The organism is Paenibacillus silvae (assembly GCF_014639235.1).
Lineage (GTDB): Bacteria > Bacillota > Bacilli > Paenibacillales > Paenibacillaceae > Paenibacillus > Paenibacillus silvae.
In genome coordinates this window covers 281,738-303,393 of record NZ_BMFU01000003.1, presented here as the reverse complement: position 1 = coordinate 303,393, position 21,656 = coordinate 281,738, and the positions used below count along the sequence as shown (strand labels likewise).

Annotated in this window: 26 protein-coding genes; 23 read left to right on the top strand and 3 right to left on the bottom strand. The window is 35.7% G+C overall.

Annotation, left to right across the window (positions count from 1 at the left end; all coding sequences use genetic code 11):
• The first annotated feature begins 310 nt into the window (after positions 1-310).
• Positions 311-2,356 (top strand): B12-binding domain-containing radical SAM protein, encoded by a 2,046-nt coding sequence (locus IEW26_RS12275; protein WP_188592632.1) that lies wholly within the window; start codon positions 311-313, stop codon positions 2,354-2,356.
• 131 nt (positions 2,357-2,487) lie between these two features.
• Positions 2,488-3,597 carry a tyrosine-type recombinase/integrase gene (locus tag IEW26_RS12270; protein WP_229729826.1) on the top strand — a complete coding sequence of 370 codons (1,110 nt, stop codon included), beginning with the start codon at positions 2,488-2,490 and terminating at the stop codon, positions 3,595-3,597.
• A 171-nt stretch (positions 3,598-3,768) separates the two neighbouring features.
• On the opposite strand, the gene IEW26_RS12265 is transcribed toward IEW26_RS12270, so the two are convergent.
• Entirely contained in the window at positions 3,769-4,056 is a 288-nt protein-coding gene (locus tag IEW26_RS12265; protein WP_094154364.1) for a DUF6809 family protein, read from the bottom strand.
• Positions 4,057-4,209: 153 nt separating this feature from the next.
• Between IEW26_RS12265 and IEW26_RS12260 the strand changes: the two genes are divergently transcribed.
• The 8 genes from IEW26_RS12260 (at position 4,210) to IEW26_RS12225 (ending at position 11,805) form a co-directional block, all read left to right on the top strand.
• Positions 4,210-4,434 carry a helix-turn-helix domain-containing protein gene (locus tag IEW26_RS12260; protein WP_018883096.1) on the top strand — a complete coding sequence of 75 codons (225 nt, stop codon included), beginning with the start codon at positions 4,210-4,212 and terminating at the stop codon, positions 4,432-4,434.
• Positions 4,435-4,616: 182 nt separating this feature from the next.
• A complete protein-coding gene (locus tag IEW26_RS12255; protein WP_229729825.1) occupies positions 4,617-6,026 on the top strand; it encodes a caspase family protein in 1,410 nt (469 codons plus the stop codon).
• Positions 6,027-6,242: 216 nt separating this feature from the next.
• Positions 6,243-7,355 (top strand): hypothetical protein, encoded by a 1,113-nt coding sequence (locus IEW26_RS12250; RefSeq protein ID WP_188592630.1) that lies wholly within the window; start codon positions 6,243-6,245, stop codon positions 7,353-7,355.
• Positions 7,356-7,689: 334 nt separating this feature from the next.
• Entirely contained in the window at positions 7,690-8,034 is a 345-nt protein-coding gene (locus tag IEW26_RS12245) for a hypothetical protein (RefSeq protein WP_188592629.1), read from the top strand.
• Between the two features lie 343 nt (positions 8,035-8,377).
• Positions 8,378-9,010 (top strand): hypothetical protein, encoded by a 633-nt coding sequence (locus tag IEW26_RS12240; protein WP_188592628.1) that lies wholly within the window; start codon positions 8,378-8,380, stop codon positions 9,008-9,010.
• A gap of 128 nt (positions 9,011-9,138) precedes the next feature.
• Positions 9,139-9,912, top strand: a complete 774-nt coding sequence (locus IEW26_RS12235; protein ID WP_188592627.1) for a hypothetical protein — start codon at positions 9,139-9,141, stop codon at positions 9,910-9,912.
• 168 nt (positions 9,913-10,080) lie between these two features.
• A complete protein-coding gene (locus IEW26_RS12230; protein WP_188592626.1) occupies positions 10,081-11,172 on the top strand; it encodes a DUF8371 domain-containing protein in 1,092 nt (363 codons plus the stop codon).
• A 147-nt stretch (positions 11,173-11,319) separates the two neighbouring features.
• Positions 11,320-11,805, top strand: a complete 486-nt coding sequence (locus IEW26_RS12225; RefSeq protein ID WP_188592625.1) for a GIY-YIG nuclease family protein — start codon at positions 11,320-11,322, stop codon at positions 11,803-11,805.
• A gap of 233 nt (positions 11,806-12,038) precedes the next feature.
• Here IEW26_RS12225 and IEW26_RS30345 read toward each other — a convergent pair whose 3' ends face one another.
• Positions 12,039-12,326 carry a hypothetical protein gene (locus tag IEW26_RS30345; RefSeq protein WP_154958899.1) on the bottom strand — a complete coding sequence of 96 codons (288 nt, stop codon included), beginning with the start codon at positions 12,324-12,326 and terminating at the stop codon, positions 12,039-12,041.
• A gap of 171 nt (positions 12,327-12,497) precedes the next feature.
• Between IEW26_RS30345 and IEW26_RS12220 the strand changes: the two genes are divergently transcribed.
• On the top strand, positions 12,498-12,701 hold the full coding sequence (locus IEW26_RS12220) for a helix-turn-helix domain-containing protein (protein WP_188592624.1): 204 nt from the start codon (positions 12,498-12,500) through the stop codon (positions 12,699-12,701).
• 188 nt (positions 12,702-12,889) lie between these two features.
• Complete coding sequence (locus tag IEW26_RS12215; protein ID WP_188592623.1) at positions 12,890-13,333, top strand: PM0498 family protein; 444 nt, start codon at positions 12,890-12,892, stop codon at positions 13,331-13,333.
• A gap of 162 nt (positions 13,334-13,495) precedes the next feature.
• On the opposite strand, the gene IEW26_RS30340 is transcribed toward IEW26_RS12215, so the two are convergent.
• Positions 13,496-13,783 (bottom strand): hypothetical protein, encoded by a 288-nt coding sequence (locus IEW26_RS30340; protein WP_229729824.1) that lies wholly within the window; start codon positions 13,781-13,783, stop codon positions 13,496-13,498.
• Positions 13,784-13,954: 171 nt separating this feature from the next.
• Here IEW26_RS30340 and IEW26_RS12210 point away from each other — a divergent pair, with 171 nt between their 5' ends.
• The 11 genes from IEW26_RS12210 (at position 13,955) to IEW26_RS12160 (ending at position 21,436) form a co-directional block, all read left to right on the top strand.
• Positions 13,955-14,155 carry a helix-turn-helix domain-containing protein gene (locus tag IEW26_RS12210; protein ID WP_154958441.1) on the top strand — a complete coding sequence of 67 codons (201 nt, stop codon included), beginning with the start codon at positions 13,955-13,957 and terminating at the stop codon, positions 14,153-14,155.
• Between the two features lie 356 nt (positions 14,156-14,511).
• Positions 14,512-15,045, top strand: coding sequence for a Cthe_2314 family HEPN domain-containing protein (locus IEW26_RS12205; RefSeq protein WP_188592622.1), 534 nt, complete (start codon positions 14,512-14,514; stop codon positions 15,043-15,045).
• 255 nt (positions 15,046-15,300) lie between these two features.
• The gene (locus IEW26_RS12200; RefSeq protein WP_188592621.1) at positions 15,301-15,630 is read left to right on the top strand and encodes a DUF3024 domain-containing protein; all 330 of its coding nucleotides are present in this window, start codon (positions 15,301-15,303) and stop codon (positions 15,628-15,630) included.
• Positions 15,631-15,877: 247 nt separating this feature from the next.
• On the top strand, positions 15,878-16,207 hold the full coding sequence (locus tag IEW26_RS12195; RefSeq protein ID WP_188592620.1) for a hypothetical protein: 330 nt from the start codon (positions 15,878-15,880) through the stop codon (positions 16,205-16,207).
• A gap of 15 nt (positions 16,208-16,222) precedes the next feature.
• The gene (locus tag IEW26_RS12190; RefSeq protein ID WP_188592619.1) at positions 16,223-16,567 is read left to right on the top strand and encodes a hypothetical protein; all 345 of its coding nucleotides are present in this window, start codon (positions 16,223-16,225) and stop codon (positions 16,565-16,567) included.
• Positions 16,568-16,591: 24 nt separating this feature from the next.
• On the top strand, positions 16,592-17,059 hold the full coding sequence (locus IEW26_RS12185; RefSeq protein ID WP_188592618.1) for a type III secretion system chaperone family protein: 468 nt from the start codon (positions 16,592-16,594) through the stop codon (positions 17,057-17,059).
• Positions 17,056-17,496 (top strand): hypothetical protein, encoded by a 441-nt coding sequence (locus IEW26_RS12180; protein WP_188592617.1) that lies wholly within the window; start codon positions 17,056-17,058, stop codon positions 17,494-17,496. The genes IEW26_RS12185 and IEW26_RS12180 overlap by 4 nt, the downstream gene beginning before the upstream one ends.
• 202 nt (positions 17,497-17,698) lie before the next feature.
• On the top strand, positions 17,699-18,997 hold the full coding sequence (locus IEW26_RS12175) for a hypothetical protein (protein ID WP_188592616.1): 1,299 nt from the start codon (positions 17,699-17,701) through the stop codon (positions 18,995-18,997).
• Between the two features lie 304 nt (positions 18,998-19,301).
• Complete coding sequence (locus IEW26_RS12170) at positions 19,302-19,685, top strand: hypothetical protein (RefSeq protein ID WP_188592615.1); 384 nt, start codon at positions 19,302-19,304, stop codon at positions 19,683-19,685.
• 134 nt (positions 19,686-19,819) lie between these two features.
• Positions 19,820-20,629, top strand: coding sequence for a DUF5677 domain-containing protein (locus IEW26_RS12165; protein WP_188592614.1), 810 nt, complete (start codon positions 19,820-19,822; stop codon positions 20,627-20,629).
• A gap of 198 nt (positions 20,630-20,827) precedes the next feature.
• Positions 20,828-21,436, top strand: a complete 609-nt coding sequence (locus IEW26_RS12160) for a hypothetical protein (protein WP_188592613.1) — start codon at positions 20,828-20,830, stop codon at positions 21,434-21,436.
• Positions 21,437-21,656: the final 220 nt, after the last annotated feature.

Here is a 21,656-nt window from a genome sequence, read left to right as displayed (position 1 = left end):
TTGGTCGGGCGGAGAGTGGTATGTGTTTTTAAAAGATGTGTCCAATCTTTGAAAGACAAATTGGGGATTTGTTTGTGAGGTGCGGACGGTTATAGCATAAGGACTGGTTAACTTGTTATGCGAGTGCATTGGAGCGTGATGCGCTTGCTGACGCGGATGCTGGTGCTGGTTTGAATTCGTGCAAGGGCGGACATAGATAGGGCTCGGACTTGCATTAGAGGTTTGTCTGAACAGCATCCGGGCAGGATGGCTGTGGAGCTTTACTTTTCCAAAAAATATGGTCTGGGTGTCCAGGCAAAGGTTGTGAATCATGAAGGTAATTTTATCGACTTTGAATGCAAAGTACATCCATACCTCGCTGGCGTTGCGGTGTTTGAAGGCGTACAGTGAGAAGGATTTTGATATTGAGCTCGCGGAGTATACGATCAAAGACCCGGTCATGAATATTGTGTCGGATCTGTACCAGCGCGGGGCGGATGTGATCGGGTTCTCGTGTTACATCTGGAATATTGAAGAGACGATCAAGGTGATTGATAATTTGAAAAAGGTTATGCCTGAGGTGAAAATTTTGCTGGGCGGGCCGGAGGTGTCCTACGACACCGAATATTGGATGAACCGGATTCCTAATGTCGATTTTATCGTCATGGGTGAAGGGGAGGAAACGCTGCATCAGCTCTTGACAGAGCTGGAGGGCAGCAAGAAGTTCCATTTTGTTTATGGACTGGCGTATCGTAAAGGGGAAGAGGTCATTCTCATGCCTGCGCGTCCAAAGGCGGATTTGAACGATCTGCCGTCACCGCATCGTTTTGAAGAGGATATTCCTGATCTGGGGAAACGCGTGGTTTATTTTGAGACCAGCCGGGGCTGTCCGTTTAGTTGTCAGTTCTGTCTTTCCAGTATTGAGGTCGGTGTGCGGTATTACGATATTGAGCGGACGAAATCGGATATTCTGTACCTGATTGAGAAGGGTGCGAAGCTGATCAAGTTTGTGGATCGTACGTTTAACATTAAACGGGATTATGCGATGGAGATGTTTAAATTTTTGATCGAGAATCATCAGGGAACGGTGTTTCAGTTTGAAATTACGGCTGATATCATGCGTCCTGAGGTGCTTGACTATTTGGCAGAGAATGCGCCGCCGGGCACGTTCCGTTTTGAAATCGGGGTACAGTCTACGAACGATCCGACAAATGAACTGGTGAAACGCCGCCAGAACTTTGCCAAGCTGAGCCGTACGGTGAACAAGGTCAAAGCCAGCGGCAAGATCGACCAGCATTTGGATCTGATCGCAGGACTGCCAGAGGAAGATTATAATACGTTCCGCAAGACGTTTAACGATGTGTTTGCTTTGGGACCGGAAGAGCTGCAGCTCGGATTCCTCAAAATGCTGCGCGGTACGGGTCTGCGTCTGGATGCAGAAAAGTACAACTATACGTACATGGATCACGCACCGTATGAAATTCTGGGCAGTGACGTGCTGCCGTTCAGCGACATCGTTCGCCTGAAACGCCTGGAGGATGTGCTGGAGAAATACTGGAATGCACACCGGATGGATCATACGCTGAAGTATTTGATGGAGCAGGAGTTTGATTCACCGTTTGATTTCTTCCAGGCGTTTGGCGATTACTGGGAGGGTCAGGGCTGGCAGAAGATCGGGCATCAGCTAGAGGATTTGTTTACTCGCCTGCACAGCTTCCTGGAGTCCCGCAATACGCCGCATATGGATATCGTGCTGGGGCTGATGAAGCTCGATTATTTCCTCGGTCACAAATACAAGCCGCGTAAAATCTGGTGGGACGATGCGCTCCAGAAGGATCAATGGGCGGGCTATATGAAAATGCTGGCTGAACGTCCAGAGGACGTTCGTCTGCCGCGTGTTGCCGGTGCCTCTGGCTCGGCATGGCTGGAAAGCAGCGGCGCAAGTGGAACAGCCGCTGCGGGAACTTCGGCGGCTGCCGGAGAGAACACTGCCGCGGATGCGGCGGGTGTGATCGGCAGCCATGCCGGGGATGCTGCGTCGCTTGCAGCGCGCGACGCTGGGGTTTTGTCCGCCGCGGATGGAGCGGCGGACATGGGGGACGGCAGCGCTTCTCGTGCGCTGCCGATGACCTCGGCCATGACCGCACAGACGGTCATGGGAGCCCGTGCTTTCGCCGATCTGGGACTCGGCGAAAAGGAACTGCAGAAGCACGCGGTACTGGACGTGCTTCCGTTCCGGCTTGAGCGTGTGCTAGCTGGCGCCAGCCCGCTTGCCGCGAAGGGCCAAACGCTGCTGGTCGTCGTATACCAGCAGCACGAAGACCAGCAGGCGCAGTATTACACGCTGCCGCTGGGAGAAGAAGCCGCTGCTATGTAGGTGCAGCAGGCATATTTCCGAAAGCATCGGAAGATCATTGGATTCCTTTACGGGATGAAAATGATCTTCCTTTTTTATTTTCCAAATTCAATAGAACTCTTCTATCCAATTGAGCTGAAGGAGAATGCCGTATGAAGAACAAAACAGAAGCTGTCATCATGTTAACTAGAGGTTCTGCTGATACATTGTATGTGCAAATACCATATAATACGGTGCATATTCAGCGGATTCGTCAGGTAACAGGGAGAAGGTGGGAGGCTGATGCAAAACGCTGGATCATCCCCTACTCAGAGGTATCTCTGCAGGAGTTTACAAAGCACTTTGATGCGCTAGATGTAGAGATTTCCGCGGAGTTGTGGGTGGAGAGTGAATTTTTAAGGAACTGGAAGTTAAGTGGAGAGCAAACACAATGGAAAAGAGATGATTTGCAGCAAGCGCTGAAATTAAGAGGATACAGTCGCAAAACGATTAAAGCATACTGTAATCAGATTGAACGATTTGTGGCCAGTCTTCCTCAGATCGATACAGAAATCCGTGCATCTCATGTCCAGACATATTGTTTGAATCTGCTTGAGCGTGGAATCTCTCATTCCAGTGTTAATCAGACGATTAGTGCGATCCGACTTTATTGTAAATATGTGCTCCATCATCCTGCTGAAATTCAATACATACGCCCCAAAAAGCAGACGAAGCTGCCCAATGTCATGTCCGAAAAAGAAGTTACCCAATTACTTAAATCCGTAAATAATCTCAAGCATAAGACAATCCTGTATCTCACCTATTCGGCAGGACTTCGTGTCGGCGAAGTCGTTCGTCTACGCTATAGCGATCTGGATATTGAGCGGCAAACTATTATTGTAAGGCAGGGAAAAGGTCAGAAGGATCGGAGAACGCTTCTTTCTAATCTTGCTTGGAACATGGTGCAGAAATACATTGCAGAGTATCGACCCGATCGCTGGCTATTTCCGGGAAAAACTTCGGATCGACATCTTACCGAGCGCAGTGTGCAAAAGGTTTTTGAAGAAGCCAGACTAAAGGCCGGTATTGTAAAAAAGTGTAGCATCCATGCTTTGCGGCACTCTTTCGCCACGCATTTGCTGGAAAACGGAACAGACCTGCGCTATATACAGGAGCTTCTTGGTCATACGAGTGCACAAACCACACAGCGATATACGCATGTGAGCACGAAAAATATCCAGCGTATTCAAAGCCCGCTGGATCGTATGGATATGGGAGATTGAGTATCTCAAACTTCTCCCTTTTTCACCAAATTTTTCTTCGCATATATCGCCCCATAGGTTATCATATACGTAGTTCATATATTACGTTAAATCGGTGGCATTTACGAAGTACATAAATAAGATGTTATACGACAGAATCAAGAACAACAGAAAAGAGGATCATGTGACCCTCTATATACTAGAATTTTGCAATTCACTTAATAGTTGTAGAGCATCTTTGAAACCTTGTATGTAGATACTTCTTTCTAGGATGGATTGGAGAGAAATTTGGGCGTCTTCGTAAAGAAAAACCGTATGTTGAAGTTGATCGGGCAAAGCATCACGAAGCGTTTTAAAATATTGATCTGTCTCCGAAGAAAGCTGAGTATACTCCTTATGACACTCCAGAAGCTCAGTATAGAGTAATTCTAAACGTATTCTTATAAGCGGCTCTGTTAATGATTCTAATGTATTAATCATATATTATTCCTCCTTCAATTAACTCTATGGAGTTATTATATAACCTTACAAATTTATTTACAGGGTGAACATTTGACTTTATAGGGTTAAAACTTCGCTTTTTGTTGATGATTGCTGGTATGGGAGATAAGATAGAATTATGGAGGGGAAAAGATGAACGTAATCAAGTGCAATATACGAGAACTCATGGCAGAACATCGAATAGATGATATAACGGAATTGATGGTGAGATCAGGTCTAAGTCGTAACTCAATCAACAAGTTATATAGGGAGACGAATATAGAAACAACCAAATTAGAAACACTTTTCAAGTTGTGTGATACGTTTAATTGTAAATTGTCTGATTTGATCGAATATGTACCGGAAGAAAATAAATAGTGACAGCCGCTTCGAGAAGAGATTCCGTCGTATAACAAAATATTCAAGCTACTGCTCCTTTGGAGCCTTGTTCTGGCTGGAAGGATTCCGATGAGGCATTTCGGCAGAAAATCCCATTGGGGTCCATGAGTACAGAAACGTTATACGACAGAATCAAATTTAAAGAGAGAGGAAAATTCATCATGAAAAATGTAGCTATAATAATAGCAGTATCAGATTATGAAAATATCACACCTCTACTAGGTTGTAAAAATGATTATAAACTTATTTCAGATATTTTAAAGGCAACCAATAAATATACAGACATTTTAGAAATATATGAAAAAACCGATTCTCTTAATGTAAAAGAAAGTTTAACGAGTTTCTTTTCAGGCATAAGAGAGGAAGAGATAGGAGAACTTTTCTTTTACTACACAGGTCATGGAACTTATGATGGGGAAGAGGAGGATCTTAGATTTGTTTTAACGGATTATTCAAAAGAAAAATATAATACAACTACTCTTTCAAATAATTTTATTGATCAACAGATCAGGAGAGTTGATCCAAAATTAACTGTAAAAGTAGTTGATGCATGTAATTCCGGAATACCTTACATCAAAGGAGATTTAGAGGTTGCTCAAATCTTCGAACAAGAAAAAGCAATTAGTAATTTGTATTTTATGTTCTCTTCTCATAGTCATCAGTCTTCATATGTAGATACGATTAGTCATTTTACAAAAAGTTTTGCTGAAGCCATCTTGAATTACAAAGGAAACGAAATCAGCTATGCAAGCATTATAGAATACATTAAGGATAAATTTGCTCAGTCAAGTAAGCAAACTCCTTATTTCGTTGCTCAAGGTACTATGAGTGATATTTTTTGTAATGTTACAGATATCATAAAAAATATTGATATAACAAAATATGAAAAAGAAATTCTCGATTACAAAAAAGAAGAAACTTCATTGACTGAAGCAATTAAAAGAATATCTGAATCTTATTCATCTAGAGATGAGATTGATAAAATTTTAATTGAGATAAAAGAAGCACTCACTGAAATGATTAACATCGACTTTCTTGCAGAGATATTTTCTTTAGATATCATTGAAGTATCAAATTATACAGAGATTTTAGACATAGATGTAGTAGCTAAGTGGATTGACGAGAACCCTAATGATTATTTCATTGAAGTAGAGAAAGAAGAGATAAGTAACAATAACAATATTTATAATAATTTTTATGGAAATACTATTCCGAATTTATTTAGGCCAAAAGTTGAATATAGAGGTGTTTCTACGAGGCTAAATACGACTTTTGATTCTCTTAAAATAAAATTAAATCCTAAATTTCCGGCAACTTTTCCTTACCAATGTAATGTGGTTTTCTTGATTTCGCGTTATAAGATTACCGTATTTTATAAACTTATCACGTATCATGAAACAGGATGGGAAATATATGATTATGGTGATAGAAGTAAATGGAAGTATTTTGATCTGAAATTTTCCAATAAAAGTGATGGAATTAAAAGAATTAAGAAAATCAATAATGAGTTTTTTGAATATATTAAAAGTAGTATTCAAGCACGTTTAGAAGTACAAAATCCCTCAAAATAAAAAAAGTAAATTAGGGAAAAATTTGAATTAGGCATAGTCGAAGTAGTAATTCCGTCGTATAACATAGTATTCATGCAGCGGCTCCTTTCGGAGCCTTGGTCTGTTAGATGATTTTCTAATAGGTATTGCAGCAGATACATCCAACTACGTCGGACGTCGTGAATACAGAAACGTTATAAGAAATAGCCTTTATTATTACCTAGGAGTGATTTGAAAATGAACAATGGATATACACTATTTCATTCTGATATCTTCAGACATAGAACTGTTGGTATGAGCAATGTTGTATATAAAGATGGCCTTTCGCTGGATAGTGACAAGTTTGTTAATTTACGTATCGGACAATTGTTAGAGAGCATATTATACTATGATGCTGTTTTCATTGAACATCATGAATTACCAGTAGTAGTTAGATTCTTAGGGAGTAGAGATTCACTATTAGAAGTAGTTAATAATGGCCAATTATCTATAGTTGATGTTGGTAGAAGTCATGTTGGAGCTTTAAGACATAATTATAGTTATACTTTAGCAGAAATGTATAGACCTACTCATATAGAAATTCAGTCTCCAGATGATATTGACAGATTAATAATGAGTCCTGGCTGGGCAGGGGACTTTTCAGGTTTATCGAATCCTCTTTTTAAAACAATGAGAGCCATTAATTCGACCCTAACAGATACTATAAAGCTAGGCATAGAAAGTGACTTTAAAGATAAAGGCCTATCTGCAAAACTCTCATTATCAGCAAAGACTCCAAAAACTTTTTTTAGTAATGATGCAAAAATCGTAAATCGTTTATCAGAAACTTATTTTAGGACTGCAGTTTGCAACAATCTTGATATTACAAATGTATTTATGGATGACGTTTTAGTAGATGTTATAAATATTAAACTAGAAAACTTTGCTGATCGCTTTGATGCAAAATACAGAGAAGGTTTTTTGAAACTAACTAAATCTTATGGTGTACCTGATATAGCTACTTTATTTACAAACGGTAAACTTACATTAGATGATATTTTAAGGTTGAAAGAAACTTCTAGTTACAAGGTCTTTATTGAATGGTTAAGGCTTATTATTGAAGTCCGTGGGGACAAAGAATCAGATGATATTATTAAGGACTTCATTAACGAAATTGATAAATGTTCTAAAACAATAGGTGATTTACCACTTATAAAAGCTTTAAGGCTAGCAACTGCTGTTACAGCTAGTTTTAAGTTTACTCCATTGGTAGGGGCTGGAATTACGTTGATGGATTCAATAATTTTTGATTATTTTTTAAAGAAAGAATCACCTAAAGTATTTTTGGATGAGTTTAGCCAATTAGTATAAGAATAAATTAGGGTTACTCAAAGAAGCAGCTACGTCTTATAACATAATATTCACGCTACGGACATTCGTCCTTGGTTCGGCATTCGCCGAACACCCGACATGCGTCGGGTCGTGAATACAGGAACGTTATCGGAAATAACTATAAAACACATGAAAAGGATTGAATTATATGTGGCCAAGTATTGTTGGATGGTCTTTGTCTGCCCTGATAGCAACCATTGGTTGGTAGGTAGCTATAACTAATTTAAATAAGCAACATAGAAGAAACCTTGAATTAGACAAACAAAAGTTCGTTCGTGAGATACAAATTAAAACAACTGATGAAGCTATAAATTTGCTAGCAAAATCAAGAGACTCACTTGGAGAATTGAATTTATATTTAATTCTTTTGCCTGGTGATCTGAGAACAAAATACTCATTAAATTTTGAAATCCATAGTAGTCGCTGGGAAAAGCCCAACGAACAAGTTTTAAAGCTGTGGGAAAAATCATCTAAGTCAATTCTAGAATTCACTTATTTTTTTGAAGCTAGAGAAGTTGTACTTAATAAGTTTGTAGGGATGAAAGAAACATATCTAGAACAGCTAAGTGAAATAAGAGAAGCAACAGGTAAATATAGCGAATATTTAGGTAGGATCTATTACTCAAGATATTTAAACGGAATAGTACTTTCAGAATAAGAACTGATAGAACTTGAGAACAAAACGAAAGAATTTAATGAATATATTTTTGATTTTTTAGGCTATGTACATGATTTTATAATTGAACTACAAAATGCTTTTTTAAGTGAAACGTTTGGGTATTCAATTCCTACTAGGCAACCAACAGATTCTAAGTATAAAGTACTCAAAGCGAAAGAATAGAGTATGTATGGTTTAATCAAGAAGAAAGTTACTTCAGATAACATAATATTCACGCTGCGGACATACGTCCTTGGTCCGGCATGCGCCGGATACCCGACATATGTCGGGTCATGAATACAGGAACGTTAGACGAAATCCTAAACAGGAAAGAGGAAAGAGAGTGAATTTCCAAGATGTCTGGAATATTATAGTTACTGCTGTATTCTCTGTAGGAGGTGCCGGAGCAATCATCTTAGGTGTTTCAAATTGGCTAGGAAAAATATGGGCTACTCGTATTCAAGAGAAAGATAGAAAGAATTATCAAGAAGATCTTGAAAAATTAAAGGCTAGTTACTTAAACGATTTAGAAGCCAAAAAAGCGGAACTTGAAAAATCCAAAATATTATTTGCTCGGTATTCTGAACATCAATTTAAGTTGTATAACGACTTATATAGATCGTTATACGAATTGAAAATTGTTGCAGATAGACTTTGGGAAAGAGCTGGAAGAGCCACACTTCAAGATTTTTCGAAGCAGCTAAGTAAAACAAAAGAAACATTAGAAAAAAGCATGTTATTAATTGAGGATAGGCACTATGAAAGGTTATCTGAATTATTAGATAAGTTTTCGGAATATAAGATTGGAAAAGAAAAACTCATTGATTTAAGAAATCGTCCTACTAGTAACTTTAGAGATGAAGAAGCTATTAGAGATGTAATAAGAAATAATAGCAAGTATAAAGAAGAATATTCAGATCTTATAAAACAAATCGGTATTTTATTTAAAAGGCAGATTAAATTAGTAGAGGATTAAACGGACATCGTCTAACATAATATTCACGCTGCGGACATTCGTCCTTGGTCTGGCATTCGCCAGACACTCGACATACGTCGAGTCATGAATACAGGAACGTTATACGACAGAACAGGTGAGGAAAACCTATGGGACGAAAACCGATTTATGGAGTATGCCATATATGTGGCGTAGAAGGGCCGTTAACGTTCGAGCATGTTCCACCAAGAGGAGCATTTAATGATAAGCCAGTAATTAAAGCGATTTTCGAAAACTTTATAACCAAAGGGCCGGACGAAGAGATAAAGGGGAAAATCCAGCAAAAGGGTGCGGGAGCACATACCTTATGTTCAAGCTGTAATAATGATATAGGAGCTTGGTACGGGAATGATTTTATTGATTGGACTTATCAAGCTTTGGTTTTACATGATAAATCAGATGGGAAGGGATCGATTTATTATCCATTTCATATTTTTCCGAGTAGAGTTCTTAAACAAATTATAACTATGTTTTTTTCAGCTAACGGCGAGGGGTTTGCTAGAGGGAATCCCACCTTAGTAAGGTTTGTTCTAAATACTGATCACAAATATTTAGAGCCCAAGATAAGAATTTTTGCTTATTTGATGACAGGGTCAAGAATGAGACAAACAGGAATAGCGGGACTAGGATCAACTGACGGGAAATTCACAATAATGAGTGAGATTGCTTTTCCACCTGTCGGTTACGTTATGACACTGAATTCTGATCCGCCTGACCCAAGACTGGTAGGGATAACTCATTTTTCAAAATATGGATATAATGATTTCGAAACTATCTTCTTACGATTTTCTAAATTACCAATACACCTCTCATTACCAGGTGACTATCGAAGTAAGGGAGAAATAATGAAAGCATATGAAGAAAATACTCAAAATAGAAATTAGTCGAGAAGATTGTTACATCGTCTAACATAATATTCAAGCTGCGTCTCCTTCGGAGCCTTGGTCTGCGGATGGAATTCGAGGAGGGATTTCAGCAGACAACTCCTTCGGGGTACATGAATACAGAAACGTTATGTGAAATCCCTAATTAAATAGTATAAGGAGAACATAATGATTAATATTTTTTGTGAGTTAGAGAAAAACACAAGAATTATAGTAAATCAAAGAATTAATGACTATTTAGACCTTTATATGACTTTTTATAGAGATCTAGGGCCAGAACAAGGATTTCGCTCATTATTCCCACCGATGATATGGATTGAGGATGAAGAGAAATGTATAAAAACAATGATAGAACTAGATGCATGGACAAGAGATGAATACTTACACCATCTTAAACCAATTCATGAATTTGCACTGTATCGGGTTTTATACCAGACTAATATTGAATTAACTGAAAGAGGAGAATTAGTGCAAAAAACTTATGATGAAGATATAACTGAAGACCAGTATATATTGAGCAATCCAGACAATATAGACTTCTATTTAGACATTTTATTTCAAGATCATGATTTTTTATGGGTAGCAGATTATCTAAACGAATTTTTTGAAAACCCTATAAACTTTTTAGAAGATCGAGATGTTGATCTTGATGAGTATCTTGATTTAATGCCTGCTGATATTAGAGAAGAATATCGCAGCATTAAAAACTCTCTTTACCCTGCCAATATTAAAGTTTTAAATAGAAAAACTATTCATTCACAAGAAGACTTTTTAGACCATATTGAAAGTGTTGTTAACTATTATGTGCATTCAATCACTCTTAAAGATGCTTATAAACTATTATGGAATGATAATGATCTTGCAAAGAAAGAAAAAAGTGCACAGCAACTTTTTCACTTTATGAGTGGAATATATTGTGAAGATAATAACATTGATATAACTCCAGAAGCTGAAACTGGGAGAGGACCAGTTGATTTTAAATTTTCTTTTGGTAATGATTTTAGAGCTTTAGTAGAAATTAAATTAGCTTCTAATGACCTTATTAAAGGATTGAAAAATCAAACAGTTCAATATATGAAATCAGAGAAAGTTGATCACGCCTATTATCTTGTTATATTAATGCACGATGAAGAACAAAAAAACATAGATAAGTTAATAGAAAAATCTGATGAAATAAGTAGTAATTCTAAATTTATAATTAATACAATCATTATTGATGCTAGGAGGACTAATAAACCATCAGCATCAAAGATACGATAGTATTTCAAAGAAGTAAGGGACTTCATATAACATAATATTCTAGCCATGGCTCCTTTGGGGCCTTGTTATGCGGGAAGGATTTTCGGCGGACAACCCTTCGGGGTTCATGAATAGAGGAATGTTAAGCGAAATATGAGGAGGATTACTATGAGAGAATTACTTGAACCTAATGCTTTTCTTCTTTATATTATCGTTTGTTCATATAGAGAAGATTCATTTTTGAAGGTTGGTCGAACAAGGAACCTCTACAATAGAATTAAAAATATTCAAACGGGATGTCCACATGAAATAAGTAATGTATTTGTTATAACATCAGAGTTTGAATATGAAGAAGAAATTATAGGACTTGAAGGTGTTATACATAAACTGATTGATAAATATCAAATGAAAGGGGAATGGTATCTAGCAACAGAGGACTTCTTTCAGATTTTCAATAAGTTACTGGAACGAATAAACAATTGTGACCTTAGTGATTATGTTTTTGAGTATCAAAAATTATTTTCACTAGATGAAGTAGAGATATTATTTCATAGCCATAACTACATTATCTATGAATTGATTATGCCTATAAGACCAAATCAAATAGTAAAAGGCAGGGAAATGCGAGATTTAATAGATATATATAAGCATTAAGGATTTGGAATTAAATGTGTAAGTTATACTTTCTGCACTCCGATTAACACCATATTCACACTGCGGGCTGGCGCCCTTGATCCTAGAAGTTGAGAACTTAGAAATGGGACCACCGGACAACTTTTACGATCCTAAGTTTTCGACTCAGTTCCCTTTGTCACTTATGGCTCTCGGGTTCGTGAATAAAAGAACGTTATACTACAGAATTAAATGAAAAGAGAGCCATTCGGCTCTCAGTTAGAAGTTATATTTAATTCATTATGTAATTGAAGAGCATCCTTAAAACCTTGCAAGTAGATCTCGCGTTCTAGAATTGTTTGGACTGAGAGGTCTGCATCATCGTAAAGAAATAGAGTTTTATGCACATCCTGAGGTAGAAGTTCATGTAACTGTTTGAAGTAAAGATTTCGATCGGATGAGAATTGATTATAGCTAGTGTTGTTCTTGAGAAGATCGCTATATAAGGCCTCAATTCGATTACGGATCAACGAATCAAGTAAGACTTCTAAGGAATTGTACATAAATGATCACCTTTCGTTATGTTTTATTTTGTGAACAAAAGTTTAAGTTATTAAATATTATTTTATCATAACGAAAATTATAGTCAATACATATCAAAGATATTTTTGATTAAAAAAATATATTTTCATATAATTAAAGAAAAATTCAAATTCGATACGAAGGAGTACCAAATGATAAGCTATAAACCATTTCAAAAATTATTGATTGACAGGGAGATTAAGAAGCAGGATTTATTGAAAATCACGGGGATTTCTTCGGCAACGATGGCAAAGCTCAATACGAATGAATATGTATCGTTAGAAGTCATTGATAAATTATGTACGGCGTTGGGATGCCAGCCTGGAGATCTTTTGGAACATTTAACAGACCAATGAAAGAATATAAGTGGATGTTGGTTAACTCGAAGACGTGATTCCGTCGTATAACATAGTATTCACGCTGTGGCTCCTTTCGGAGCCTTGGTCTGCTAGATGGATTTCGGAGAGGGATTTCAGCAGACAACCCCTGACGGGGTTCATGAATACAGGAACGTTATACGAAACACTTCGAAAGCAGGAAAAACATGAAAACAAATAAGGCGATGAGAAATTTATTGAATGAGCTTGCTCAATCAAATGAATCGATCAGTTCGAATTTATTTAACCCTACTTTTCATGAATGGGACAATTGCATTTTAGTTGATGCTTCAAGTTTAAGAGAGACAGACTCTATTGAAGAAACCATTTATCAAGATCGAACGGAACTAGAAGCCTCAATAAATCATTACCATATAGAGGATTTAAGGACTGGAATAAAACTCATTTCGAATTGGAAAGAGAATTTAAAGTGGAACTATCCTGAAAAAGACTTTATTTTAATTTTAAGTTCTACAATCGAAGGAGAAGATGTGGTAATAAGATTCTATCAATTTAGAGATCATGAACCTGAATGGATTAAACTAAACGATCTTGAAGGTTATAAAGAAGAAGCTATTTTAGTAATTGAGATTTTGAATGCAGTTCAATGATGCGAAGTGCTTCGTATAACATAATATTCAAGCAGCGGCTCCGATGGAACCTTGGTCTGCGGATGGATTTCGAAGAGGAATTTCAGCAGACAACCCCTTTGGGGTTCATGAATACAGGAACGTTATACGACAGAATCAATTGAAAAGAGAGCCGTTTGGCTCTCAATTAGAAGTTATATTTAATTCATTATGTAATTGAAGAGCATCTTTAAAACCTTGCAAGTAGATTTCACGTTCTAGTATTGTTTGAACTGAGAGGTCTGCATCATCGTAAAGAAATAGAGTTTTATGCATATCCTGAGGTAGAAGCTCATGTAACTGTTTGAAGTAAAGATTTCGATCAGATGAGAATTGATTATAAATGGCGTTGTTCTTGAGAAGATCGCTATATAAGGCTTCAATTCGATTACGTATCAACGAATCAAGTAAGACTTCTAAGGAATTGTACATAAATGATCACCGTCCATTATGTTTTATTTTGCGAATAAAAGTTTAACTTATTGAATATTATTTTATCATAACGAAAAGTATAGTCAATACATATCAAAGATATTTTTGATTAAGAAAATATATTTTCATATAATTAAAGAAAAATTCAAATTTGATACGAAGGGATACCAGATGATAAGTTATAAACCATTTCAAAAATTATTGATTGATAGGGAGATTAAGAAGCAGGATTTATTGAAAATGACGGGGATTTCATCGGCAACGATGGCAAAGCTCAATACGAATGAATATGTATCTTTAGAAGTCATTGATAAATTGTGTACGGCATTGGAATGCCAACCTGGAGATCTTTTGGAACATATAACAGACTAATGAAAGAATAGAATATAAGAGAATGTTGGTTAACTCGAAGATGTAATTCCGTCGTATAACATAATATTCAAGCTGCGGCTCCTTTGGAGCCTTGGTCTGCTGGATGAATTTTGTGGAAGCGTTTCAGCAGACACATCCGACTTCGTCGGACGTCTTGAATACAGGAACGTTATGAGAAATCATCAGAAAAGAAGGAGAAAAATGAAATATATTAGATACCTAACGAAGAAGAATGGAAGAATATCTATAATAATAGCCCATTTGTAGGATTTAGTTTTTCATCTTCTGGCTTTTATAACAATAATCTAAATGCAATTGATATATTTGATAGTCCTATAATTAACTCATATGGATTATTGTTAATACAGAGATTTAAATCACTTGTAGAAAGTTATATTTTATTAACTTTCTATTATCAACTAGGAATACCTGATGAGACTGAAAAGAGAGATAATAACGGAATCTTTACAGATTTTGAACCACATCATCTTGGAAATAAAGAAAAGTTTGATTACTACTCGGATGTCTTTTATTTTAAAGTGTTTTCATGTTGGGAAGTGGTAGGGCACATACTTAATATTCAGTATAATTTAGGGATAAAGAAAATTGAATTTAAGAAAGTGGTTAGGCAACTAAAAGGTAAAGATGATGATATGTTCCTAAAGCTGTCAGAAATTATGAGCAATATTGAATTTATTAATGCGAATACTTATAGGAACCACATAACTCATAATTACTCTCCGAACATGCCAGGATTAGTACGAAGAATAGATGACAATGGTGTCGTGATAGAGTATGTGCAAGAATATTTTAGCTCATCAATGGTGTATGAGAATATTAAATCAGTATTAGAATTATTAAAGCGCAGTATTGAAGTGATTAAAAACTAAAAGATTATTTCAGTATTTCGACGAGGTCGATGATATCTCATAACAAAGTATCTACGCTGCGGGCCGTCCGGCCCTTGGTTCGTAAGAAGGGGCAGGCTAAGAAGCGGAATCAACTCACAACCCTGCCAGGCTAAGTCCGTTGGACCCGGTCGCACTGCTCCCTTAAGCCTCTCGGGTTCGTAGATACAGTAACGTTATGAGAAATCATCGTGATATAATCAAGGCAAAAGAGAATAAGGCAGGCGAGACTAATTCATGGATGATTTTACGAAGAAGCGGATTATGAAGATTATGGACAAGTACACCGAAAATGCAGTGCCGGAACATGTGAAAAGCCAAATTAAAATTAGTTACAAAATCAGAGGAAATCACGTGACATTAATCGAAGAAAGACAAGGATTCAAAAGTGATCAATGGGTGCAGATGCCAGTAGCTCAGTTTAGATTAGGTAACAATGAATGGAAAATATATTGGCAAGACAGTAAAGGAAAATGGCATTTCATAGATGACATAGAACCGAGTGAAGATTTTGAAACACAGTTAAAGATCGTGGATGAAGGACACAACGGAATGTTTTGGGGATAGTTCGCAGAAGCCAATGACATCTCATAACATAATATTCACGCTGCGGCTCCTTGTGGAGCCTTGGTCTGCAAGTTGAATTTCGAAGAGGAATTTCAGCAGACAACCCCTTTGGGGTTCATGAATACAGTAACGTTATAAGAAATCGATAAAACCTTAGATTGAAAATTGAAACAAAAGAAGGAATGTTGCTTTATTTTATCGAATTAATTAAAAGTACATCATTAATTTGACAGGGGATAGTACGTTTATGATTGATGTGGGGTTAATAAAAAAAACGTTAGAATATGAAGCACAACTTGTAGAGGACGAAGGCAACTATGTAAAAGCTAAAATTCGTAAGAATAGATCTGACCTTGCAACAAAAACCCATCTTTCTGACCACTACACTTTTGAAGTCCGGTTACTTACATTAGATAAATTGAAGCTTACTAAATGTACTACGATTAAATTAAATGATTTGCTAGAAATACATACCGAGATAAATAATATTTATAACGAGAATTTTCACGATGAAAATTGCAAAAAACTTATTTTGCGATTTGTGAATTTACTAAGCGAATTAGAAGAGTTTTTATAAAAAAGGAGTAGCATTATGATTTCGATGATAGTAATAGCTGATAAACTTTCTGATTCATCACTTAAATCTATGGAAAAATACTTCTCAATTAATTTCAAAAAACTTTCAAGAGATGCTTATTATGCAATCAATTCTGACAATAAACTTAAATTGATTCATTATAATGATTTTTTTAAAATTGAAATTTATGATACAGTTTCAAATCCATCTGCTTCAGAACAAAAATATTTAGTTTCGCAATTTATAAACAAAGAATTTAAGGGAGAAATTATGGGCATTTACTTTGATGAGGGTACATTAATACCAAATGATTTTAGTAATCTCCTGAGTGAAGAACGTAGAGCTCTTATTGTAAATTGATTATTATATATTGGAGGGAATCTTTTGATTACTAAAAATTCGTTATCTTTATCTGATGTTATGGAACTTTTGAACAATACACCCATTGAATATAGTGAAGTAACAGTACAAGATGAGAAAGTAATACAAGTGAATTTAGTCAGACAAAGAGATGAAAATGATGATGCATATATTGTAGAAGTGAATTTAGTAATCCAAGAAAGACCTCAGCATTTATTCATTTACTGTCATAACATATATGATATAAAACATGAAGATAGTGTTTCAAATGTTTTACGAGAGCTTTCAATAGTGAATTTGAAAAGAGTTATATATGGGAATATGGGATTTGATGATAGTGATAATTCTATTACATATACAAATTCTGTATCACTTGCTGGAAGAGAGTCTTTAACTGTTGAAGAGATAATGGATTATATATTTTATGCTGGCTTCATATGCGACAAAATTAGTTTGCATTTAACGCGGTTTGAAGAGGATTTGTTTAAATGAAAGGTGATTTTTCTGACAAATATCAACCTATTCAATGGTTTATTGTGACCGTTTCAATTGTAGTTTGTATTATTGTTATATCTACGGAAGATCAAAGTTCTTTGTATTTCTTAAATTATGTAAACTTATTTTCTCTGATAGCTACTTTAATTATGTTGACGTTAGTGTTATATAAAGTCACGTTAGCGACCACAGCTATATTGGTTACAGATCGAAAAAAACATGCTAAACATTTCTATATCACTTTTTGGATACTTGTAGTTGTCCTGTTACCCAGTGTGTTTTTATATTCATACTTTAACTCGATTCCTGATAAAGTTAATAATGTTCTTGGAATTATGGCACTTGCGTTAGCTTTGTCTACGGATGCGATATCGGAAAGAATTTTAGAATTAAAATTGAAAAAAGACAAAAAAAAATATAATTCTATGTATTAAACAGTACTGTATTGATGAAAAGCCATATTAAATGGCTTTTTTATTTGGATAAACGAGTAAAAGCAATCGACTTCTTATAACATAATATTCACGCTGCGGACATTCGTCCTTGGCCCGGCATTCGCCAGACACCCGACATGCGTCGGGTCGTGAATACAGGAACGTTATACGTAATTATATTTATATTAAACAGGGGGTATATATGAGTAACCGAGTAGATCCTTTAGAAGGACAAGATGACAAAGACTTTGCCGATGTACTCAAATCATTTGTATTGAACCTATATGATATTCTGAAGTGTAGTAACTTTGTATGGGATAAAGTTGTTGACTTAGATATAGATGCTCAAGAAAAGATACTTAAGACACTAAAAAGTGGAGCACAATTTTTGAATGAAGAAATTGATGTAAGTAAAGGTTCTAATGAATTGATTTTATCTGAACAAGCAAAAATAGTGCTAGCAGATTTACAGCGTGCTATGTACAGTAAACCTCCGTTTTACTCAGATATTTTAATAAATAGTCTTTATTTGAACATTTTTAGCCAATTTGATGAGTTTATAGGTGAATTATTAACTGTTTTATTTAACTTAAGACCGGGCTTATTAGAAGAAAGTGAAAAGAATTTTTCCGTCTCAGATATATTTTCATATCCGAATATAGAAATGTTCAAGAAATCAATAATTGAAAAAGAGATCGACACTATTCGAAGAGAAAGTTATGTAAAGCAAATAGAAATCTTTGAAAAAAAATTTAAGGTGAAATTAAAAGAATTTGAAAATTGGTCTGAATTTGTTGAAGTAACACAACGAAGAAATATTATTATGCATTGTGGCGGAATTGTAACGGAACAATATATTAATATTTGCAAAGAAAATGGATATGAAGATATTTCTTCAAAGGGAAGCAAAGTTGATATAAATGTAGAATACCTGAATAGTTCAATATTTATTATGCTCGAGGTTGGCATAAAATTAGTTCAAGTATTATGGAGGAAGCAGTTTAAGCACGAACTAAATGCAGCGGATAACGCTTTAAACAGTATAATATTCCAAATGTTACATCAAGAAGAATTTGAATTTTCATTAATCATAAGTGAATTTGCATTAAAGCTTCCTAATATAAGTGATTTAGAAATGAAATTCTTTTTTCTAATAAATCACTGTATAGCATTAAAACAACTTGAAATGAAAAATGAACTAGAAAAAACTCTTAAAAGTGTAGATTGGACTGTCGTAAATAGTGAATTACAAATTGCAAAAAAGATACTATCAGATACTGATGAAGATTTGGTAGAAACTATGCTTCAAGTTGGAGCTGAAGGTAAATATTTCAATCAGCACGCATATGCTACTTGGCCATTATTTCAATTAGCTAATAACAATCAACATTTCAAAACAGGATTTTTTAATCTTTACAATATCACTTTAGAAGAATATTTAAATAAAGTTGCGAATAAACAAGCTGATGAATTAGAAAGTACAGCATTACATGGAGAATAGAATATTAATTGATTTATTTTGATAGGCTAACCATCTAAGCATGATTGTGAAGAAATTCTAAAATGTATAAACAAAGTTCTAAGGAGAACAAATTAATTGACTTTTGGTGAATGAACATATTTAAATCTAAAACAGAATAAATACGTATAACATAATATTCACACTGCGGCTCCTCATGGAGCCTTGGTCTGCTGGAAGGATTTCGAAGAGGAATTTCAGCAGACAACCCCTTTGTGGTTCGTGAATACGACAACGTTATGTGAAATACCCAAAGTCAAAAACGTAATTAAAGGATGTAAAATGGATGACCAATGATGATTTTGATTACTATAACGATCAAGATTTTGAATGGACTGGAGTTTTGAAACTATATAGCGGTTCAGAATTTTCAAATCAGAAAGGCACCATTTTTAGAATAGAACTATTACTTGCAGAAGACCTTGAAGAATCAGAATTGTCTATTTTGAAATCACTTGGGCAGTCATGGACATGGGGAGAAGATCGTCGAATAAAAGCTTTTGAACTGCTGGATTTTCAATGCATCAATAAAAAGCTTGTTTTTGATTTTAGAACGATTAGAAAGAGCCAAAGATATGATGAGATTAAATACTTCTTATTCGATTTAGATGCAGGGATTGAAAGCGGAGGAAACAAGATTGAGGAAATTCAGTTAAGAGAATTGAAGTGATTGTTTTAAAGCCGGGTACATCACATAACATAATATTCAAGCTGCGGACATTCGTCCCGGGTCCGACAGTCGTCGGACACCCGGCATACGCCGGGTCGTAAATACAGGAACGTTATGAGAAAGGACTTTGCATAGTGAATCTTAAAAAATACGAAAAACAATTATTAAACTCACTAGATAAATTCTTAGAGAAAGGGACAATGATAGTAAAATATTATGGAGTTCAAGATCCCCATGGGGACCACATAAATGATTTTGTTTATTTCTGTTTTTCGAAAGCAACAAAATCGTTAAAATCAATAATTCTTTTAATTAGGAATGATCTACACGAAGATGCAATGAGCATAGTTAGAACAATCTATGAGAATTATATATATGCAAAATATTGTTTGCAGTTCCCTCAATCTATAAATAATTTTGTTGTTTACCCACTAGGCAAGGACGCCGGAGTCTATTTTAGACCAAGTCGAGGGAAATTGCTTGATAGAGATGGACAACAAATAATAGACTATGTTGAGTTAACTGTGTCTGAGATGGCAAAGCAGATAGGTGAAGGTTTGATACACACAAAAGTCTATAACTATTTAAGTGATTTTACTCATCCTAATTTTGTGTTGATTGATGCTTTTGTGGAGAATGGTATGTTTACAATTAACAAGGATTCTTACAAATACGATGTACTAATATACTCATTATATTGTTATTTTAAATTAACAGAAGTTGTAATGATATTAGAGGATTACGAAGAGGTAGCATTAACCAGATGGCTTCCATGGTTAATAAGTAAAACTAAAAAGCAGTTAATTGAAATTGTAAATACTGAAATAGCAAATATAGAACATGATATCTTACATACTTCTGATAAAGATGAAATGAAACATTATGAGGAAGTAATAACCTATTATTCAGATCTTATAAAGAACATAATTGGGCCAAATCAATGAAGGTAAGTCCCATCTCATAACAACATATTCACGCATCGTGCCATTCGGCCCTCGGTCCGGGTAGAGGGGTTTCGGGGAAGTTGGGGCAGCCGGACACATCGATCCCCTAAGATAAGAGCTATCTAAGGGGGATCGACGTCGTGAATACCAGAACGTTATATGAAAGGGACGCTAGCTAGTATTAAGGGGGGATCAAGGATGTTTGACTTTTTTCATAAGAAATCAAAAGAAACAAAGATCTCACTAGAAAACCAAATAGAGGTACTCAAAGATATTGGTATATCTTTCACAACTGATGATGATGGTGTTGTTAAAGAGTTGTTGCATCATTTTGATCGCGAAACTTACGAAGACGATCCCTATTCTCTCTTACTTTCGATGATTGGTTTAGATCTTATTGATGAAAATGACAATCAAGTTAGATTGTCGAACGATGTTTGGAGCTTTGATACCGAATGCGTTGAGAACGAAGAGATTTATTCGACAATCATTAATGAACTCGTAAGTTTAACTCGTGGTAAATTGCAAATGCAACAGGTAAAAAGCCATGTTGATTTTGATAATGAAGATGCTAAAGTATCGTTTATTTTAGATGATCAGAAATATGAATGGGAAATACATTTTGAAGATGATTGGATTGACTTTAATTTGCTGAGGAAGATTGGGGAACTAGCTATCAGAAGTGACGATGAAAATTACTTTATTCATTTTAATGATGGTCAGAGTCTTACAATGCTATATACAAGTAAAGTCAAACACAAATTAATTAATGATTTAATAAAAGATCGATTTTCTAAGTTAGCGTAATCGAGGGAGGTGTGCGCATTGTATAACAATGTGTTAACGCATTGGTGGACAAGCCGCCTCGGTCGCCAGGAGATAAGTCAGGGAAGTGGATTCAGGCGACACATCCTACCACGAATCGCGGTCGTGGCCAGTCGATCGAACTAGTCGTTCGGCGAGCAGTTTAGGTTTAGGTGCTAGGACGTCGTGAATACAAAACCTTAGATGTAATTGGGGGAATTAT

Excerpts from the sequence above, each read along its gene's own strand:
- IEW26_RS12275 (WP_188592632.1), top strand. The coding sequence starts at position 311 with ATGAAGGTAATTTTATCGACTTTGAATGCAAAGTACATCCATACCTCG.
- IEW26_RS12270 (WP_229729826.1), top strand. The coding sequence starts at position 2,488 with ATGAAGAACAAAACAGAAGCTGTCATCATGTTAACTAGAGGTTCTGCT.
- IEW26_RS12265 (WP_094154364.1), bottom strand. The coding sequence starts at position 4,056 with ATGATTAATACATTAGAATCATTAACAGAGCCGCTTATAAGAATACGT.
- IEW26_RS12260 (WP_018883096.1), top strand. The coding sequence starts at position 4,210 with ATGAACGTAATCAAGTGCAATATACGAGAACTCATGGCAGAACATCGA.
- IEW26_RS12255 (WP_229729825.1), top strand. The coding sequence starts at position 4,617 with ATGAAAAATGTAGCTATAATAATAGCAGTATCAGATTATGAAAATATC.
- IEW26_RS12250 (WP_188592630.1), top strand. The coding sequence starts at position 6,243 with ATGAACAATGGATATACACTATTTCATTCTGATATCTTCAGACATAGA.
- IEW26_RS12235 (WP_188592627.1), top strand. The coding sequence starts at position 9,139 with ATGGGACGAAAACCGATTTATGGAGTATGCCATATATGTGGCGTAGAA.
- IEW26_RS12230 (WP_188592626.1), top strand. The coding sequence starts at position 10,081 with ATGATTAATATTTTTTGTGAGTTAGAGAAAAACACAAGAATTATAGTA.
- IEW26_RS12225 (WP_188592625.1), top strand. The coding sequence starts at position 11,320 with ATGAGAGAATTACTTGAACCTAATGCTTTTCTTCTTTATATTATCGTT.
- IEW26_RS30345 (WP_154958899.1), bottom strand. The coding sequence starts at position 12,326 with ATGTACAATTCCTTAGAAGTCTTACTTGATTCGTTGATCCGTAATCGA.
- IEW26_RS12220 (WP_188592624.1), top strand. The coding sequence starts at position 12,498 with ATGATAAGCTATAAACCATTTCAAAAATTATTGATTGACAGGGAGATT.
- IEW26_RS12215 (WP_188592623.1), top strand. The coding sequence starts at position 12,890 with ATGAAAACAAATAAGGCGATGAGAAATTTATTGAATGAGCTTGCTCAA.
- IEW26_RS30340 (WP_229729824.1), bottom strand. The coding sequence starts at position 13,783 with ATGTACAATTCCTTAGAAGTCTTACTTGATTCGTTGATACGTAATCGA.
- IEW26_RS12210 (WP_154958441.1), top strand. The coding sequence starts at position 13,955 with ATGATAAGTTATAAACCATTTCAAAAATTATTGATTGATAGGGAGATT.
- IEW26_RS12200 (WP_188592621.1), top strand. The coding sequence starts at position 15,301 with ATGGATGATTTTACGAAGAAGCGGATTATGAAGATTATGGACAAGTAC.
- IEW26_RS12195 (WP_188592620.1), top strand. The coding sequence starts at position 15,878 with ATGATTGATGTGGGGTTAATAAAAAAAACGTTAGAATATGAAGCACAA.
- IEW26_RS12190 (WP_188592619.1), top strand. The coding sequence starts at position 16,223 with ATGATTTCGATGATAGTAATAGCTGATAAACTTTCTGATTCATCACTT.
- IEW26_RS12180 (WP_188592617.1), top strand. The coding sequence starts at position 17,056 with ATGAAAGGTGATTTTTCTGACAAATATCAACCTATTCAATGGTTTATT.
- IEW26_RS12175 (WP_188592616.1), top strand. The coding sequence starts at position 17,699 with ATGAGTAACCGAGTAGATCCTTTAGAAGGACAAGATGACAAAGACTTT.
- IEW26_RS12170 (WP_188592615.1), top strand. The coding sequence starts at position 19,302 with ATGACCAATGATGATTTTGATTACTATAACGATCAAGATTTTGAATGG.
- IEW26_RS12160 (WP_188592613.1), top strand. The coding sequence starts at position 20,828 with ATGTTTGACTTTTTTCATAAGAAATCAAAAGAAACAAAGATCTCACTA.